General features: G+C 32.4%; 17 protein-coding genes. All 17 read left to right on the plus strand.

All coding sequences use genetic code 11. The features are described from left to right. Nucleotides 1-12: 12 nt before the first annotated feature. The 17 genes from AB3G34_RS01060 (at nt 13) to AB3G34_RS01140 (ending at nt 18,581) form a co-directional block, all read left to right on the plus strand. Nucleotides 13-1,293, plus strand: coding sequence for an ABC transporter ATP-binding protein (locus AB3G34_RS01060; protein WP_369753179.1), 1,281 nt, complete (start codon nt 13-15; stop codon nt 1,291-1,293). 27 nt (nt 1,294-1,320) lie between these two features. After that, nucleotides 1,321-2,040 carry an FkbM family methyltransferase gene (locus AB3G34_RS01065; protein ID WP_369753180.1) on the plus strand — a complete coding sequence of 240 codons (720 nt, stop codon included), beginning with the start codon at nt 1,321-1,323 and terminating at the stop codon, nt 2,038-2,040. Further along, nucleotides 2,022-2,921 carry an alpha-1,2-fucosyltransferase gene (locus AB3G34_RS01070; protein WP_369753181.1) on the plus strand — a complete coding sequence of 300 codons (900 nt, stop codon included), beginning with the start codon at nt 2,022-2,024 and terminating at the stop codon, nt 2,919-2,921. Before AB3G34_RS01065 ends, AB3G34_RS01070 begins: the two co-directional genes overlap by 19 nt. Continuing rightward, a complete protein-coding gene (locus AB3G34_RS01075) occupies nt 2,906-3,850 on the plus strand; it encodes a glycosyltransferase family 2 protein (RefSeq protein WP_369753182.1) in 945 nt (314 codons plus the stop codon). The genes AB3G34_RS01070 and AB3G34_RS01075 overlap by 16 nt, the downstream gene beginning before the upstream one ends. Nucleotides 3,851-4,162: 312 nt before the next feature. Next, nucleotides 4,163-5,329, plus strand: coding sequence for a glycosyltransferase (locus AB3G34_RS01080; protein ID WP_369753183.1), 1,167 nt, complete (start codon nt 4,163-4,165; stop codon nt 5,327-5,329). 56 nt (nt 5,330-5,385) lie between these two features. Further along, nucleotides 5,386-6,225, plus strand: a complete 840-nt coding sequence (locus AB3G34_RS01085; RefSeq protein ID WP_369753184.1) for a glycosyltransferase — start codon at nt 5,386-5,388, stop codon at nt 6,223-6,225. Continuing rightward, nucleotides 6,222-7,160 (plus strand): glycosyltransferase family 2 protein, encoded by a 939-nt coding sequence (locus AB3G34_RS01090; protein WP_369753185.1) that lies wholly within the window; start codon nt 6,222-6,224, stop codon nt 7,158-7,160. The genes AB3G34_RS01085 and AB3G34_RS01090 overlap by 4 nt, the downstream gene beginning before the upstream one ends. A gap of 3 nt (nt 7,161-7,163) precedes the next feature. After that, nucleotides 7,164-8,273, plus strand: a complete 1,110-nt coding sequence (wecB, locus tag AB3G34_RS01095) for a non-hydrolyzing UDP-N-acetylglucosamine 2-epimerase (RefSeq protein ID WP_369753186.1) — start codon at nt 7,164-7,166, stop codon at nt 8,271-8,273. Further along, the gene (locus tag AB3G34_RS01100; RefSeq protein ID WP_369753187.1) at nt 8,270-8,884 is read left to right on the plus strand and encodes a hypothetical protein; all 615 of its coding nucleotides are present in this window, start codon (nt 8,270-8,272) and stop codon (nt 8,882-8,884) included. Before wecB ends, AB3G34_RS01100 begins: the two co-directional genes overlap by 4 nt. Next, complete coding sequence (locus AB3G34_RS01105; protein ID WP_369753188.1) at nt 8,881-10,122, plus strand: UDP-glycosyltransferase; 1,242 nt, start codon at nt 8,881-8,883, stop codon at nt 10,120-10,122. Before AB3G34_RS01100 ends, AB3G34_RS01105 begins: the two co-directional genes overlap by 4 nt. A 37-nt stretch (nt 10,123-10,159) precedes the next feature. Then, a complete protein-coding gene (locus AB3G34_RS01110; RefSeq protein WP_369753189.1) occupies nt 10,160-11,170 on the plus strand; it encodes a glycosyltransferase family 2 protein in 1,011 nt (336 codons plus the stop codon). Between the two features lie 6 nt (nt 11,171-11,176). Continuing rightward, nucleotides 11,177-12,061, plus strand: coding sequence for a glycosyltransferase family 2 protein (locus AB3G34_RS01115; protein ID WP_369753190.1), 885 nt, complete (start codon nt 11,177-11,179; stop codon nt 12,059-12,061). Nucleotides 12,062-12,199: 138 nt separating this feature from the next. Next, complete coding sequence (locus AB3G34_RS01120) at nt 12,200-13,219, plus strand: N-acetylneuraminate synthase family protein (protein WP_369753191.1); 1,020 nt, start codon at nt 12,200-12,202, stop codon at nt 13,217-13,219. A 316-nt stretch (nt 13,220-13,535) separates the two neighbouring features. After that, the gene (neuC, locus tag AB3G34_RS01125) at nt 13,536-14,693 is read left to right on the plus strand and encodes a UDP-N-acetylglucosamine 2-epimerase (RefSeq protein ID WP_369753192.1); all 1,158 of its coding nucleotides are present in this window, start codon (nt 13,536-13,538) and stop codon (nt 14,691-14,693) included. A 1-nt stretch (nt 14,694) separates the two neighbouring features. Further along, nucleotides 14,695-15,393: a cytidylyltransferase domain-containing protein gene (locus AB3G34_RS01130; RefSeq protein WP_369753193.1), complete on the plus strand. Its 699-nt coding sequence runs from the start codon at nt 14,695-14,697 to the stop codon at nt 15,391-15,393. Then, nucleotides 15,351-17,111, plus strand: coding sequence for an asparagine synthase (glutamine-hydrolyzing) (gene asnB / locus AB3G34_RS01135; RefSeq protein WP_369753194.1), 1,761 nt, complete (start codon nt 15,351-15,353; stop codon nt 17,109-17,111). The genes AB3G34_RS01130 and asnB overlap by 43 nt, the downstream gene beginning before the upstream one ends. A 75-nt stretch (nt 17,112-17,186) precedes the next feature. Then, a complete protein-coding gene (locus tag AB3G34_RS01140) occupies nt 17,187-18,581 on the plus strand; it encodes a UDP-glycosyltransferase (protein WP_369753195.1) in 1,395 nt (464 codons plus the stop codon). The last annotated feature ends 1 nt before the right edge of the window (nt 18,582 follow it).

The raw sequence follows: 18,582 nt of genomic DNA on the forward strand, positions 1-18,582 counted from the left end.
CAAAGAACAAAAATGAGTAAGGATATTATTTTAAAAGCTGAAAACATTTCTAAACAATACCGTCTCGGGCAGGTAGGAACGGGTACTCTCAGTCACGACCTGAATCGATGGTGGCATCAAATTCGCGGCAAGGAAGATCCGTACCTTAAGATAGGCGATACCAACGACCGCAGTTCCAAAGGGGAAAGTGACTATGTTTGGGCGTTGCAAGATATTAATTTTGAGGTAGAACGGGGTGAACTTTTGGGCATCATTGGCAAAAACGGAGCAGGAAAATCGACTCTATTAAAAATATTATCAATGGTGACGTCTCCTACTACAGGTAGTATAAAATCACGAGGTCGTATCGCGTCATTGCTTGAAGTGGGAACGGGATTTAACCCGGAACTGACGGGAAAAGAGAATATTTACCTTAACGGTGCTATTTTGGGAATGACCAAAAAAGAAATTGCCTCGAAGTTGGATGAAATTATTGATTTCTCGGGTTGCGAACGTTATATCGATACCCCTGTAAAACGCTACAGTAGTGGAATGTATGTACGTTTGGCTTTTGCCGTCGCAGCTTTTCTCGAACCGGAAATTTTGATAGTGGATGAGGTTCTTGCTGTAGGCGATGCTGAGTTTCAGAAAAAAGCTATTGGTAAAATGCAGAATATTTCTAAAAAAGGAGGCAGAACGGTGTTGTTTGTGAGTCATAATATGGCGGCAATTCAAAAGTTATGTACTAAATGTATTTTATTACATAATGGAAAATTTGTAATGAAAGGTAAAACAGAGGAAGTCATAAAATTCTATTTAAACCAAACGGAATTGAATGATTCAGAATATATATTTAGCCATAAATTATCAGAAGCTAAAATTGCTTACGCTACTAAGCTAAGTATTGAGGATGTTGAAGGAAATTTAATGAATGAAGTACCAATTGGAAAACCTTGGACGGTAAAAATACATTTTAAGGTGAAAGAAAATATAAAAAATTTAATAGTTGCATTAGGTATTTCAGATCTAAATGATACTTCAATTAGGACCACTTGGTCTGCTCCTCTAAATGTAGGGCCTGGAGATTATATAGCTAGTTTCGTTGAAGAAATTGTGCATTTTAATTCAGGTCAATATAAATTAGTTGTCGGGATTTCTAGAGGTCTTCAAAGTATTGATTATATCGATAAAGATATTATTTTGACTATATCAGACATTGTTCATAAACAAGATGAATCTATTATTAATAATAAAAGTGGGTACATTAACAATCAAATGAAAATTAAAGTTGAACAAAAGTTTGATTTTAAATAGAATCGTTTATAATTAGGTTTAATTAAAATGACTTTAAAAAAAATAAAAAATAAATTGATTACTAAATTACTTAGTTCAGTTGATGACAAGTATATAAAAATATCGTTTTCTCAATGCGGAGAAGACTTGATTGTTAAATTCATTTTTGATTATTTGGGAATAAATCATCCAACTTATATTGATATTGGAGCACATCACCCTTATTATATTAGCAATACAGCTTTGTTTTATAAAAATGGTTGTAGAGGTTTTAATATAGAACCTGACCCTACTCTTTTCAAGGAATTTTTGAAGTATAGAAAAGAAGATACAAATCTAAATATTGGAATTAGTGATACTAATTGTGAATTGGATTTTTATATTATTTCTACTCCTACATTGAATACATTTTCGAAAGAAGAAGCAAATAAGTATACACAAGAAGGTAATTATAAAATAAAAAGGGTTGAAAATATAAAGGTTAAAACATTGAAAAATGTTATAGATGAATATTCTAAAGGAGTTTTTCCGCAATATTTAAGTATTGATGCTGAAGGTGTAGATGAAATAATTATTAAAGAGATTGATTTTAAAAATAATTATCCAATTGTGATATGTATTGAAACAATTTCATTTTCAACAAGTGGAAATGGAATTAAAAACACTAAGTTAATTGAATATATTGAAAACAAGGGATATATATTATATGCAGACACTAACATCAATACAATTTTTGTTAGGAAAAGTGTATGGCAAAAAGAAATATAATGCTATTGATTAAATTACAAGGCGGTCTAGGCAATCAAATGTTTCAATATTCATTTGCAAGTATACTTGCCAAAAAGAATAATACAAGTGTGTTCATAGATGCTAGTTTCTTTGAAAGGACAGAAAAAAGGCTTGGGTTTACACCAAGAAAATTTGAGCTTGTCATTTTTAATAATGAGTACACTGTGGCTTCAAATGCAGATATCCTTTCTTTTCATTATTTGTCTAAAATAAATAAGGTTAAAAAAAAACTGGGGTTTTGTTATCCTAAAATATACGTTGAATCTACTTTTGGTTTTCAAACGGATGCTTTGTCAATACAATCTCCAGTATATCTACAAGGTTATTTTCAGAGTTACAAATACCTTGTTGGATATGAGGGTTTTATAAGGCAACTGTTTTCTTTTCCTGTCGATAAATTAGACGATATTAACAACGGATTATTAATTAAAATAAAGAATTCAAACTCAATTTCTGTCCATATTAGAAGAGGGGATTATGTAAATGACGAAAAAACAGCACAATATCATGGTAGTTGTAGTTTGGACTATTATCTAGAGGCCATAAAACTATTCCCATCCAAAAATATGGACTTAACTTTGGTTTTCTTTTCGGATGATAGTGATTGGGTCAAAGAGCAATTTAATGATTTGCCCTATTCAAAAATAGTTGTTGACCACAATAAGGACGAGAATAGTTGGAAGGATATGCTATTAATGAGTTTTTGCAAACATAATATTATTGCCAATAGTTCCTTTAGTTGGTGGGCAGCATGGTTGAATACTAATCCTGACAAAACGGTAATAGCGCCAAAGAATTGGTTTCGCACAAAAGATTTAGATACCACGACATTAATACCTGAAGAATGGATAAAGATGTAAATAAACCAGTAGTCTCAGTTATTATGCCTGCATACAATGCTTCGGCATATATTCAGGAATCAATTAATTCTGTAATTGCACAAAAATATACTAATTGGGAATTGATTATTATTGATGATGGCTCTACAGATAGAACTTCGGAAATAATAATTAATAATTGCAGCCAAGATCTTCGAATAAAATATTTTCACCAAGAAAACGGTAAACAAGGTAAGGCCAGAAATTTAGGATTACTTCATAGCCGTGGAAAGTATATAGCATTTTTGGATGCTGATGATTTATGGCTGGCAGAAAAGTTAGATATTCAATTAGAGGAAATAAAAGCAAAAAATGTAGATTTAGTTTTTGCGAATTCTTATGTTTTCAATAATGATAATATTTCTGACAGAAGTAGGAAGATTAATATCCTTAACCAAGTCTTTAAAGGAGAAGAAGCATTAAGCCTTTTTCTTGAAATCAATAGAATTCCCATTCTTACAGTACTTGCCAAAAAAGAAAAAATCCTATTAGTTGATGGTTTTTCAGAGAAACCGGCTATACAAAATGCCGAAGATTATCATTTATGGTTGAAGATGTTAATTAGTGGCTTTGTTTTTTATGGTTCTGAAAAAACTTTAGCATCATATAGAGATCATAGTGAATCCTCTACAAGTCACGATAAATTAGCTAGTAAGCAATTGCCAGAAGTGTTTTTTGATTTGCTGCAAAATAACTCTGACGAAAAACATTTTTTTTTAAATGCCTTAAAAAAACAATTACGAAAACGTTATGCCCGAAGATTTTATATGAAATCGGAGTTTAATGTGATCATAGATGAAAATTGTCGTTATTTGGATAAGCCGTATTATGCTCCTCTTTTTAAAGCTATGAACTTTTTTATTGGAATAAAAATGACGAAGAAATTTTTAAATCACTTTATAAATGCCTAAAACTCCATAATGGTTCTTTGTTACTACCCAGTTCTATTTTATGGGAAAAATCGTTTCAAATGGTATTAGTGAAATATTATTCAGGCTGGCTGTTTATTTTGATCGAAGTAGAGATGTTACAAAAAAAATAGTCAATGAATGGTTTGGATTTTTTTTACTTTGAATATATCATTTATCAAAATTTGGGGTTTGTCTATCAAGATAGTTTCTGTTTCATTTTAAGTAGAGGTTGTTTTATTCTCAATGAAAGAATTGAAAAATTTATAGCAATTAAAACATAGTAGAAAACAGGGCTGATAATATTTTAAAACTATGGATTTTTATAATAAAAAAATTTTACTTGTGATTCATACCGGTTGTTTAGGCGGTGCAGAGAGGCAAGGTTTAGGGATTTCAAAAGTTTTAACTGGAGATTACAATTGTACCGTAAATCTATTACTAACCTTTTCTGAAGAAATGTCAAGTGAGTTCGAGAATTATGCAAAGGAATGTGGTGTTCAAAACATTCTGCATTTTGGAAGTCCGTATTTAATATTTAAGAGAGAGTTTACTTATAAAAATCTAAAACGTTTCATTTGGTCCATAAAATATCTTTTAAAGCTTAGAAAGGGGTTATTTCCTTATCAACCAGATATAATTATTCCTTTTTTAAATTTCCCTTCCAAAGTATCCTATTATTTATATAAATTATTGCCATCCGCTAAATTTACATTTTGGCATCAGTTGGGACTAGATAGTAATAGTCTTGATATATTTGAAAGTATTGCAGTAAATAATATTCCTTGTGTAATTGGTAATGCTACTAATTGTTTGAATATGTTTAAAACTATTTATAAAATAAATCCTAAAAAACTAAATGTTTTACCTCAGTATGTATCTCTGGAATATATAAAAGACGATAAAAAAACACTTAGATCTCAATATGAAATCCCTCAAAATGCTACTGTAATAGGGATGGTTGCCCACTATCGTCCCGAAAAAAAATATGAACTATTGTTAGATGTATTCGAGAAATTGACTGAAAAACACAATAATATATATTTAATTTTTTTGGGAAATAAAAATAGTACGATTGTAACTCAAAGTAAATTCAATTATTTAAAGGAAAAGGTGAAAGAAAAAGGATTGCGTTTTAAAATTTCTATTCTTTCAGAAGTTAAAGTTCAAGATGTTTTGAATATTTTAGATATTGGTGTTCTAGTTTCTGAAATAGAAGGGATGCCTAATGTGGTGATGGAATATATGTTATATGGATTGCCAGTTGTAACTACTAATCATCCTGGTTGTATAGAATTACTCAAAGACTCAGTTTTTTTAATAGAAAATGATGAGCAACAGTTGTATGATTCACTAAATCAGTTAATTATTTCGGAATCGTTAAGAAAAATAGAAGGCGATATTAATACCGAAAAAATTAAAGCCTATGATATGGCTTCGTACATGAAAAAATTGGAAATTATAATGAATAAAACCTTGTAAATTTATAAATACTATCGTTATTTTTTGCTTTGTGAATTAGAATATTATTAATAATCATGAATAAGAGTTTCCCTTTACTATCAATAGTAATTCCCTGTTATAACGATGCGCAATATATTGAACAATCAGTACTTTCAGCATTGAATCAAACTTATCCTTGTAAAGAGGTGATTGTTGTTGATGATGGTTCTAATGCTGAAACTAAAACAATTTTAAAAAAGCTACAGCCTAAAATCACGAAGTTGATTACACAGGAAAATCAAGGACAAAGTACAGCACGAAATAACGGCATTAGTTATGCCAAAGGTGAATATATTTTAAATCTTGACTCAGATGATTTTTTTGAAATTACCTTTTGTGAAAAGGCAATTCATAAATTTGAGGAGGATGAAGAAATAGCCATTGTGACTTGTAACGTAAACAGGTTTAATAAAAGTGGTCCTATTGATATTTTTTATCCTGATGGAGGTTTAATAAATAATTTTTTACTTACTAATTGTGCCATGGGAAGTGCAATGTTTAAAAAATCAGATTGGCAGGCCGCTAGCCGTTATGATGAAAATATGAGAAAAGGCTTTGAAGATTGGGAGTTTTATATTCGATTGGTAAAAAAAGGAAAAACCGCATATGTAATTCCAGAATTATTATTTAATTACCGTTTGAAAGAAAATTCAACAACAACAAAAGCCAACAAAATTAAATGGGAATTATTAGAATATATTTACATTAAACATCGTGAGCTATATATTACTCATTTTGATCTATTGATTAAGCATTTGTTATCTAAAATTGATAGAGAAGAAAAAGAAAAAATTAAAAACACAGAGAGAATAGAATTTAGAATTGGCAAGGCTGTTTTAAAGCCTATACGATGGATTAAAGCAATATTTAAATGAACAAGTTTCCACCACAAGTGACCATCATTATGGCAACCTACAATAGAGTTTCTTTTATTAGGGAAAGCTTAGAGTCCATAAAAAATCAAGTTTTTACAAATTGGGAATGTTTAATAATTGATGATGGAGGAACGGATAAGACCGCCGAAGTTATAGCCCCAGTTCTAGAACAAGACAAACGATTTCAGTTTTTTAAACGACCAGATAATTATTTAAAAGGATTGCCAGGTTGTCGCAATTACGGATTGGATTTGGCTAAAGGGGATTATATTATTTTTTTTGACGATGATGATATCGTGCATCCTCAAAATTTAGAATTGTCTGTTTTAGAATTATCCCGTAATGCCGTTTCTTTTTGCAGGTATATCAGAGCTGTTTTTTATGACACATTTGATTATAAATTTGATTATTCAAAAGATTATAATTCCTTTTTTATTGATAAAAGAGATGTTTTTAGCTTGTTAAATCAGGATCTCCCTTTTAATTCTTGTGCCGTTCTTTGGAAAAAAGAGTGCTTTGTTGAAAACCGGTACACAGAATATTTATTGCATGCCGAAGAATGGGAGTTGTATTCCAGAATTTTATCCACGGATATAACAGGAATATCCATTGAAAAAACCTTATTTTTTGCACGCAAACATAGTAATTCTATGACTGGACAGTATTTCAGATTAGATCCTATCAGGACGCAATCAAATATTGATGCCATTTTATTAGTTATAAAAAATCTTAAGGAAAAACAACAGCTAAATTATTCAATAATTCGTTATTTTGTCGCGATGTCATATGGATATAGTGAATATGATTTATTTGGTCAATTAATGAAACAATTAGAATATACGGGATTTGATTATTTTAAATGGCGATCATTTTATTTTGTTTTACCCCTAAGGTTTAGAATTACCAAATTAAAGAAAAGAATTATAAAAAAATAATCCATGCAAATTCTAATGTGTTTTGGCACGCGACCTGAAGCGATAAAAATGGCTCCACTTTATCACGAATTGCAAAAAAATAATTTTGATGTAAAAGTCTGTGTTACGGCTCAACATCGTGAGATGCTTGATCAGGTATTGGAGTTTTTTAAAATAGTGCCAGATTACGATTTAGACTTGATGCAGCCTGATCAAACCCTGAATAGGTTAAGTGCTAGCATATTATTCAAAATGGATGAAGTTCTTACTGCCGTAAAACCAGATTTGGTTTTGGTTCATGGGGATACTACTACTTCTGCTATGGTGGCTTTATCAGCTTTTCACTTGGGTATAAAAGTAGGCCATGTGGAGGCTGGATTACGAACGTATAATAAACTGGCTCCTTTTCCAGAAGAAATCAATAGGCAGTTTACGAGTATAATTGCCGATATTCATTTTACGCCTACTGCAGCAGCGACCCAAAATTTATTGAAAGAAGGAATTCATCAAGAAGCTATAGTTGAAACAGGTAACACTGTTATTGATGCCTTATTGTGGACGATTGATAAAATTGAAGATGAGCACTATTCACATTTGGAAATTGAAAATTTAAAAAAGATACTGCCAGTCCATAAAAAAATGGTGTTGGTAACGGGACATCGTAGAGAGAATTTTGGAGAAGGTTTCGTAAACCTGTGCGAAGCGCTTTTAACAGTTTCAAAAAGAGATGATGTGGCTATTGTTTATCCGGTGCATCTGAATCCGAATGTCAAAGATATTGTTTATGAAAAATTAGCAAGTAAAACTAATATTTACCTAATTCCTCCGGTTTCCTATCCTGCCTTTGTTTGGTTGATGCAACAGTCTTTTTTGATAGTAACCGATTCGGGAGGTATTCAAGAAGAGGCGCCAACATTAGGAAAGCCAGTACTTGTGACCCGAACTGTTTCAGAAAGACCTGAAGGAGTGGCGGCAGGGTTCTCTGTTTTAGTGGGGACGGAGCAACAAATAATAAAGGATAATATAGATTTAATATTAAATTGTTTTTCAGGTTTTAAAAACCAAATAAACCCATATGGTATGGGACTTGCCTCAAAAAGAATAGTCGTTCATTTATTAAATAAAACGGAATGAAAATTAAATCTATAATTTTAAGGATTATTAAATTTATTCCTAATTATGAGTTTAAAGTGTTTCTTCTTAAGCAAATTTTCGGTTATTCGATTGGTAAAAATGTTAAAATAGGAAGGGCTGTGATTAATTGTAATAAAGTGGTGATAGGAGACAATGTTTTAATAGCCGATAGAACTACTATATCGTGTAATGAATTATACATAGGAGCAAATACATCGATTCATTCAGGAAATGTAATTCAAGGAAGTGCAAATTTTTATCTTGGCAGTAATTCAAGAATTATAAATAATCACTATTTTGATTTATGGAATAACATACATATTGGAAACAATACGTGGATAGCGGGCAAAAACAGCGAATTTTGGACACATGGGTCGGTTCATACTAAGGATAATGAAAAAGACTTGTCAATAATAATTAAAGATCACGTGTATATCGGTTCATCCTCATTATTTGCACCTGGTGTGGTTATTGAATCTGTAAATTTAGTTGGATTAGGAAGTGTAGTCTCAGGAATTTTTAAGGAAAGTCTTACTATTATTGCAGGGAATTCAGCTAAAGTTGTAAAAAATAATATAGATTGGAGATCTAATTGGGGATGTAAATTATGAAAAAAATAATTGTTATAGTTGACTCCATAAATATTGAAGACAGTAGTGGTTCTAAAGCCAATGTGGCTTTAATAAACAATCTGGCTGAAGCTGGTTTTGAAGTTTTTGTGTATCATTATACTCTAAGAGATATAAAGTTAAAGGGTGCTTCTTGTTATGCTATTCCAGAAATGAAATATACTCCTCTATATTTTATGAGTCGAATTCAGAGGCTTATACAGCGCAATTCCACTATTAATTTAGCTCCATTTTTTGAGCGATTATTCGGTTTTTCGTTCACCTTTTTTAATGACACAAGAAGTATTGTGAAAGCTTTAAAAAAGCAATCTTTCAATCCAGATTTAGTAATAACACTTAGTAAAGGGGGTAGTTTTAGACCTCATTATGCTGTTTTGAAATTACCCCAATTGCATGATAAGTGGATGGCTTATGTTCATGATCCGTATCCATTTCATTTCTATCCACAGCCCTACCAATGGGTTGAACCCAGTTATAAATTTAAAGAAGCCTTCTTTAAAGAAGTTGCTGAAAAAGCAAAACACAGTGCCTTCCCAAGCCAATTATTGCTGGAGTGGATGGGTGGTTATTTTCCTGGTTTTATGGGAACAGGGGTTGTTATTCCGCATCAAAATTCAAAATATAAAATCCAAAATACTGTTTTTCCATCCTATTTTGATAGTTCAAAATTTAATTTGCTCCATGCTGGAAATCTATTAAATGCCCGTTCCCCAAAAGGATTGATAGAAGGATTAAAGTTGTTTTTTGAGAGATGTCCAGAGGCAAAAAAAGAAGTGCGCCTACTTTTGATAGGTTCTTGCATGGGTTTTTCTGAAATGTTAGGTGAATATAAAAAAAACATACCTGAACTTTATGTCCATGATGGTATTGTCCCCTTTGATGAAGTATTTAATATTCAACAAAACACTATTGTAAATATTATATTGGAGGCGAAATCCGAAATTAGCCCTTTTCTGCCAGCTAAGTTTCCACATTGTGTAGCAGCCAATAAAACGATTCTTTCTTTAGCGCCATACCTTAGTGAAGTCAAAAGACTATTGGGGGTTGACTACGAATATTGGTCAGATGTGGATGATGTTGCCAAAATAGCCAAATTGATAGAACAGATGTATACTCGATGGAAGGAAAATCCTGAGAATTTACTTTTAAATAGAATCGATCTGCAAGAGTATTTGTCGGTTGATTATTTAAAACAAACCATTATTAATCTTAAAAAATAATTTTTGATTATTAATTGCTTTTATGAAAGATCATTGAATGAAAAAATTAGCTGTTTTACTACCCGCTTTTAATGCTGCCCCTTATATCAAAGCAAGTATTGATTCTATTTTGAATCAAACATTCCATGATTTTGATTTGTATTTTTATGACGATTGTTCAAGTGATAACACTGCAGAAATTATTTCCTCATATAATAATCCCCGTATTTTTTATCGCAAGAATGCGGCAAATTTAGGTATCGCTAAAACGTTAAACAGAGGATTAGACGAATTGCTTCCTTATTATGAATTTATAGCCCGCATGGATGCCGATGATTGGGCGTACCCTCAACGGTTTGAAAAACAATTGGATTTTTTAAATAAAAATAAAGAAATAGTGCTTTGTGGTACGCAAGGATATTGGTTGAAAGATATCAATCAAAATCCTAGTGCAGGATGGAAATATCCAACAGATTGTGAATATATTAAATATTATTTGCTCTTTGCAGCTACTTTTGGCCACTCCTCAGTTATTTTTAGAAGCCAGACTATCGCAAACCATAATTTAAGATACGATGAGACAATAACTACTTGTGAAGATTGGGAACTATGGGTTCGAATTTCTAAAATAGGAACAATGGCTAATTTACCTGATTACCTGATGAAGTATCGTATTTTGGAAAATAGCAACCATAGGTCTTTAGAGAAAATAAATAAACATCTTGAAGAGCGATCTGCCATTATATCCAATTATTGGAGCTATTTTGGCATTCCATTTTTGGAGGAAGAGATTTATAAATTATATTTTAGTAGAAATGCTGTTTCAAAAAAGGAATTTAATTCTAAAATTCGAAAATTAATCCATGCTTTTAATGGTATCTATCATAAAACAAAAGATGATTTTTCTATAAAAGACAGAAATGAATTTAGTTATTTGTTAGCCAGAAAAATTTTGAATTATTGGAAGCGTTCTAAGGTCAGTAGATATAATCCTTTACCATGGATAATGATAGTTACCGAAGTAAAGTTCATGAATAAAATTAAGTTGGTCAAAAGTATAATACGATAATAATTTATGCAGGCTTCCATTGTAATAGTTTCTAAAGACAGAAAAGAAGAATTAGAAAAAACACTGCTGATACTTGAAAAATTAATTAATTTTTCAATCCATGAAGTATTGGTTTTTCTTGATGGTTGTAGTGACGCATCTGAACTTTTAATAACCCAATTTAAATGGGTGATATGGGAAAAATCTGAAAAATCAATTGGTGCTTCAGGTGCTAGAAATGCACTTTATCCAAAAGCAAAAGGAACATATTTAATCGGTTTGGATGATGATGCACATCCTTTGCAAAGTAATTTTATAGCACTTACCAAAACTATTTTCGAAAAATATCCCACTGTTGGCGTTCTCGCTTTTCAAGAAATTAAAGGTATTTTTAATTCCGATACCGAAGCCCTATTTCATAAAAAATTAACAGTAGATGAGTATTATTGTAATGACTTTATTGGCTGTGGTTTTGCTATTAAAAATGAAGTGTATAAGGCTACCAATGGCTTTCCTGTTTGGGTAGATATTTACGGAGAAGAATCTTGTGTTTCTATTGAAGTCATAGCGAAAGGATTTGATATTCTTTATACCAATAGAATAGCTGTTAATCATCGTGTCAACATGGAATTGCGAAAAAAATCAGGTGCAAATTATTTTAGATTTGGAAAACAATTGAAAAATGTCACTTATTATTATTTGGTGTACTATCCTTTTCCTTTCATAAAAATCACAAGATTATTTTGGCATAATTTTAAAAAATACGCAACTAAAGATTGGAGCTATTTTAAAATATATTTCCAAACTATCGGAATTGTACTGCTTTATTTACCGCAACTAATCAAATTTAGAAATCCTGTAAATACTAAAGTGTTAAAAAAGATGAAAAAACTGTCCAGTCCAAAGTTTTAAAAAGTTACATGCCAATCATAGTTTCTACTATGTTTATCAATCGATTACTTGTACTGTTTTAAAACACTTATTAACGAACTTTAATACCCATAAAAAAAGTATTTTTGTTAGTAAATAAACAAATTATAAATATTTAAAATGTTTTTAAAAAAATCATCGCCCTATATTATAGCCGAAATCGGACAGGCACACGAAGGCAGTCTCGGAATCTTGTATTCTTACATTGATGCCCTTGCTCCAACTGGGGTGAATGCAGTGAAGTTTCAAATGCACATCGCTAAGGCGGAAAGCAGTGAACACGAGCCTTTTCGGGTAAAATTCTCGATGGAGGATGAAACTCGTTTTGACTATTGGAAACGAATGGGTTTTTCTTTGGAGCAATGGAAAGGTATCAAAGGTCATTGTGATAGCGTGGGGCTTGACTTTATATGTTCTCCTTTTAGTAATTTAGCGGTAGACTGGCTGGAGGAAATTGGAGTTAAACAATACAAAATAGGGTCAGGTGAAGTGACTAACTTCTTGATTTTGGAAAAAATTGCTCAAACAGGAAAACGGGTGATTATATCTTCGGGTATGAGTTCCTATGCCGAATTAGATCAAACAGTCGATTTCCTTAAAGATAGGAAAGTTGATTTTTCTATTTTGCAATGCACGACTGCCTATCCTACTATGCCAGAACAGTATGGTTTGAATGTAATTCAAGAACTAAAAGAAAGATACAAGGTAGCTGTAGGTTTTTCAGATCATTCTGCCAGCATGGAAACGTGTATTGCCGCAACCGCTTTGGGTGCTAGTATTCTGGAGTTTCATGTTGTTTTTGACCGCCAACTATTTGGTCCGGATGCCAAAGCATCTTTAACCATTCCAGAAACTGCAGCATTAGTTTTAGCTGTGCAAAATGTTGCAACCGCCTTGTCAAACCCTATTGATAAAAATAACAATTCTCATTTTTATGAACTCAAACAAATTTTTGAAAAATCATTGGCAGTCAATAAATCATTGCCTAAAAATCATGTTATTACTTTTGGTGACTTAGAAGCGAAGAAACCAAAAGGGTTTGGGATTGACGCCCTGCGATTTCAGGAGGTTATCGGGACGGTTTTGAATCGAGATTTAAATCAATGGGATTTTTTGAATGAGAGGGATTTGTTTACATAATGGTGCTCGATTCCGCCGCAAAAATGCGGTCACTCTAACTAATGTTTGTTAGTTGAATAGTTGGTTAGTCACTTCGAGTGTTATTGGCTTGACGGAATAGGATTTAAAAACAAAAATGAATTAAATTAAAAATGTATCGAGAAGTATTGAATATGCAACCGTTTTCAATACGATTTTTAAACTTGGATGTTTTGTTTTAAAAAGAGAAGTATTCTATGCTTAAAAAAATCACTCGAACTGACGTGAGGGCTAAAAATAACCTTTCCCCTTGTCCGCTTTTTTACCTACTTTTAAACCCAAGAATAATAAAATTAAAATGCCAAAAAGAAAAATAGTTGTAGTAATAACGGCGCGTCCTTCTTATAGTCGCGTAAAAACAGTTTTGTCGGCGATTCAAAATCATCCTGATTTGGAATTACAATTAGTGGTTGCCGCATCAGCCTTGTTAGATCGCTACGGTTCTGCTGTGAATTATATTGAAAAAGATGGTTTTATCATTGCTGCAAAAGTATTTAATGTATTGGAAGGGGAGAATTTGACGGCCGCTGCTAAAACCACTGGAATTGGAATTTTGGAACTATCTACCGTTTTTGATAATCTGAAACCAGATATTGTCGTAACAGTAGCGGATCGATTTGAAACTATGGCTACTGCCATTGCGGCTTCCTATATGAATATCCCTTTGGCTCATATACAAGGGGGGGAAGTAACAGGTAATATTGATGAGAAAGTACGACATGCCATCACGAAATTAGCAGATTATCATTTTGTAGCCTCTGAAAATGCTAAAGAAAGAGTCATCAAATTGGGAGAAGACCCTAATATGGTTTTCAATACAGGATGTCCCTCTATTGATTTGGCAGACGAAGTACTACTGAGTAAAGTACTTCCTTTTGATCCGTATGATAAATATGGAGGAGTTGGAGCAAAGCCTGAGCTGTCGAATGGTTATTTAGTCGTTATGCAACATCCTGTAACTACAGAATATCAAGATTCTAGAAAACATATAGTAGCTACTCTTGAAGCGATTCATAAATTAAACAGACCGACTCTTTGGTTTTGGCCTAACGTAGATGCTGGAGCAGATGGAACTTCAACAGGAATTCGTGCTTTTAGAGAGCAACATCAGCTACCCAATGTTCATTTTTTTAAGAATATGGAAGGTAAAGATTTTTTGGAATTGTTGCAACACAGCGATTGTTTAATTGGAAATTCAAGTGTAGGAATTAGGGAATGCGCGTTCTTAGGCGTTCCTGTAGTTAACATCGGTTCTCGTCAAAATAGGAGAGATCGAGGAGGGAATAGTATCGATGTTGATTATTATCAGGATCGAATTGAGGATGCTGTTTTAGAGTCCATAAAAAGAGGAAAATCATTCTCTTCAACTATTTATGGAGACGGAAATGCAGGTACACAAATAGCTGAATTATTAATGCAATTGCCTTTGCAGTTTCATAAAACCATTATGTACTAATATGCGAATTTTAGGTGTTATACCAGCTCGAGGTGGATCGAAAGGAGTTCCAAGGAAAAATATTAAATTGTTAAACGGGAAACCATTGTTGCAATATACTTCTGAAATTGCTTTGAAATCACAGTATTTGACAGACGTAATTTTGTCTAGTGATGATAACCAGATAATTAGAGTTGCCAAAAGTTTGGGTATTCAAGCGCCATTTATAAGACCTACAGCATTAGCTGAAGACCAAACACCCACAATAGATGTCATTATTCACGCTTTAGAATGGTATGAGAATCAGGGCATTTTTTTTGATGGTGTTTGTCTACTACAAGTAACCAGTCCTTTTAGAACTCTTGTATTTTTAGATAAAGCCATCGATAAATTTATTACAAGCGGTTGCGATTCTTTGGTTTCGGTACAAAAAGTACCTCATGAATACAATCCACATTGGACTTTTGAAGTTAACCCCGAAGGGAACTTAAAAATTGCCACTGGCGAAGAAAAAATTATCAGCAGAAGACAAGACCTCCCAGAGGCCTATCATAGAGACGGAAGTATTTATATAATGAAAACCGAAGTCTTATTGAAACAGCATTCTTTGTATGGAAGAAGTACTTCATTCATTGAATCTACTCCAGAATTGTATTTAAATATTGATACGTTAGCCGATTGGGAAAAGGCCGAGTTAATGATAAAAAACAATCAAAAATAATGTGTGGAATTGCAGGAATAGTTGGTGATTTCAACAATTACCAGTTGGACACGATGTTGTTAAGTCAGCAGCATCGGGGTCCAGATGCAACTGGCACCTATATTGATGGAGGTTTTGCTTCTTTAGGGCATAATCGGCTAGCTATTATAGATTTATCTCCACAATCCAACCAACCTTTTTTGGATCCAGTTGGTCGCTATGTTCTCGTCTTTAATGGTGAAATCTATAATTATATAGAACTTAAAGCCGAGTTGAAAGAACACTATGTTTTTAAAACAGATTCAGATACCGAAGTTTTATTGGCGGCATTTTTAATCTATGGTAAGCAATGCCTACAAAAGTTGAATGGTATGTTTTCGTTTGCAATTTGGGATATTCAAGACAAAAAGTTATTTGCTGCAAGAGATCGATTTGGGGTCAAACCTTTTTTTTATAGCAGGCAAAATAACTCCTTTTATTTTTCATCTGAAATAAAAGCGATTCATGCTGCAGGGATTTCAAAAACTCCAAACGAGAAGGTTTGGGCCTCCTATTTTGTCTATGGCTCGTATGGAAATATTGACGAAACTTTTTGGGAAGGAATTGCACAATTGCCTGGGGGGCATTTTTTGGAATTTCAAAACGAGCGATTAATACTGAAAAAATGGTATTTTTTTGAAGATGAAGTAGCAAAACAATCTACGAATTTAACTTATGAGCAAGCTAAGAATCATTATTTAATGCTTTTAAAAGATAGTATTAAATTACGATTTCGATCAGACGTTCCAGTTGGTTTCAATATTAGTGGAGGTTTAGATAGTTCTGTTTTATTAGCGATGGTTAATAGTTCGGGAAATAATAATAATAATAAAATTAATGCCTATACTTTTTACACGGATAAACTAGAGTATGATGAATTACCTTGGGTAGAAATGATGGTTGCCAAAACCAAAAATCCCTTAACGAAAGTGTTGTTACAAGCAGATGAAGTTCCTGATTTTGCACAAAAGATGGAAGCGCAACAAGACGAACCTTACGGTGGAATTCCAACTTTGGCTTATGCCAAATTATTTGAGCAAGCCAGGAAAGATAAGGTTTTAGTATTGTTAGATGGTCAAGGTATGGACGAACAATGGGCGGGTTATGATTATTATACCAAAGAAAATGATGCCACCATTCAAGGGGTTACGGATTCACCCTTCAAAAGGAATATGCTTTCGGATGCTTTTCTAGCAAAAGCCGTAAAGCCGATTTATGCAGAACCTTTTATGGAAGTAATTTTAAATAAGCAATACCGTGATTTGTTTTATACCAAAATCCCTCGTGCATTGCGTTTCAATGATCGAATCTCGATGCTGTTTTCCACGGAATTGCGAGAACCTTTTTTGGATTATAGATTAGTAGAGTTTGCTTTTTCGTTACCATTGGATTTTAAAATAAAAAACGATTTAACTAAATTTATGTTACGTGAAATAGCCTCAGAATATTTAGTAAATGATTTGGTCTTTGCACCCAAAAGAGCCTTACAGACCCCACAACGGGAGTGGTTAGGGGAAGATTTGAAAAAGTGGGTTGAGAAATGTTTTTTAATTATTGAAAACTCCGATTATTCAAAATGGTTCAATCAAGAAGAATTACATAAAGAATTGGTAGCATATTTTAAAGGGGACAAACAATCCAGTTTTCATATCTGGCAGTGTATCAGTTTGTGTGAGATGACGCAGACTACTAATGGTTAGTGAAATTCATATTTGTTTCCATATTCATAATAAAAAACGATATTTGGAGATTAAAAAATAAATTAAATAGATTTAATGTTCAATAACAAAATATTTATATTACTTCCAGATGGAATTGGTTTGCGCAATTTTGCCTATTCCAGTTTTTATGAAATTGGGAAAAAGCAAGGTTTTGATGTCGCTTTTTGGAATAATACACCTTTTCCATTAACGGATCTGGGGTTTCAGGAAATCAAGATTGAAAATGCAAAACCAAATCCATTAACAGATATCTATAAGAATATAAAAATTCAAGCGGAACTTAATTTAAATATAAAGAAGACTAAAGACAAGGTATATAATACTTACCGTTTTCCGTTTTCTTACTCAACTTTAAAAATAGCAATAAAAAGTATTCTTATTCAGGTTCTAACTGGCTTCTATGATACAGATAAAGGGTTAGGCAAGATTCGTGAAAAAATGAATCGTTATGAACGAAAAACACTGTTTTACAAGCAAAGTTTAGAAACTTTACAAAAGGAAAAGCCTAGTTTGGTTTTTTGTACAAATCAAAGACCACTAATTGCAATCGCTCCTCTTCTTGCAGCCCAAGATTTAGGAATTCCTACAGCCACTTTTATTTTTTCATGGGACAATTTACCTAAAGCTACAATGGTGGTAGAAACCGACTATTATTTTGTTTGGAGTACTCATATGAAAGAAGAATTATTGTTTTATTATCCAAACATTAAAAGTGAAGCTATTTTTATAACGGGAACGCCCCAATTTGAAATGCATTTTGATAAGAGTACAATACTTTCTCGAGAGCTATTTTGCAAGCAAAATAACCTGGATGTAAACAAAAAGTATATTTGTTTTTCAGGTGATGACAGTGTAACTAGCCCTGATGATCCTCAATATCTTGAAGATCTTGCAAATGCTGTTTCGATTTTAAATAAAAAGGGAAATAATCTAGGAATTATTTTTAGGAGATGTCCTGTTGATTTTTCCAATCGCTACGATAGTATTATAAAAGAATATTCAGAGGTAATAGCATTAATTGATCCACTTTGGCAGCCATTAACATCATCATGGAATACGGTTCTGCCAACAAAAGCTGATAATCAATTACTCTCCAATTTAGCTGAACATTGTGAAATGGTACTAAATGTAGGTTCTTCAATGGTTTTTGATTTTATATCTCATAATAAACCCTGTTGCTATTTTAGATATAATCAAAAAATTCAACTAAACAAAAAATGGGATATTTTTAAATGTTATCGGTTTGTCCATTTTCGTTCAATGCCGAATGAAGAAGCTATAGTTTGGTTAAATAGTCCCAATGAAATTGTATCGAAAATTGAAAAGACTCTCAAGGATTCTAGTACAAATGTTGATCATGTTAAAAATTGGTTTAAAGTAATTAATCAACATCCGCCACAATATGCATCCAAAAGGATCTGGGACAGCATTAAAGCAATAATTTCATAAA

Source organism: Flavobacterium sp. WC2409, assembly GCF_041200085.1.
GTDB lineage: Bacteria > Bacteroidota > Bacteroidia > Flavobacteriales > Flavobacteriaceae > Flavobacterium.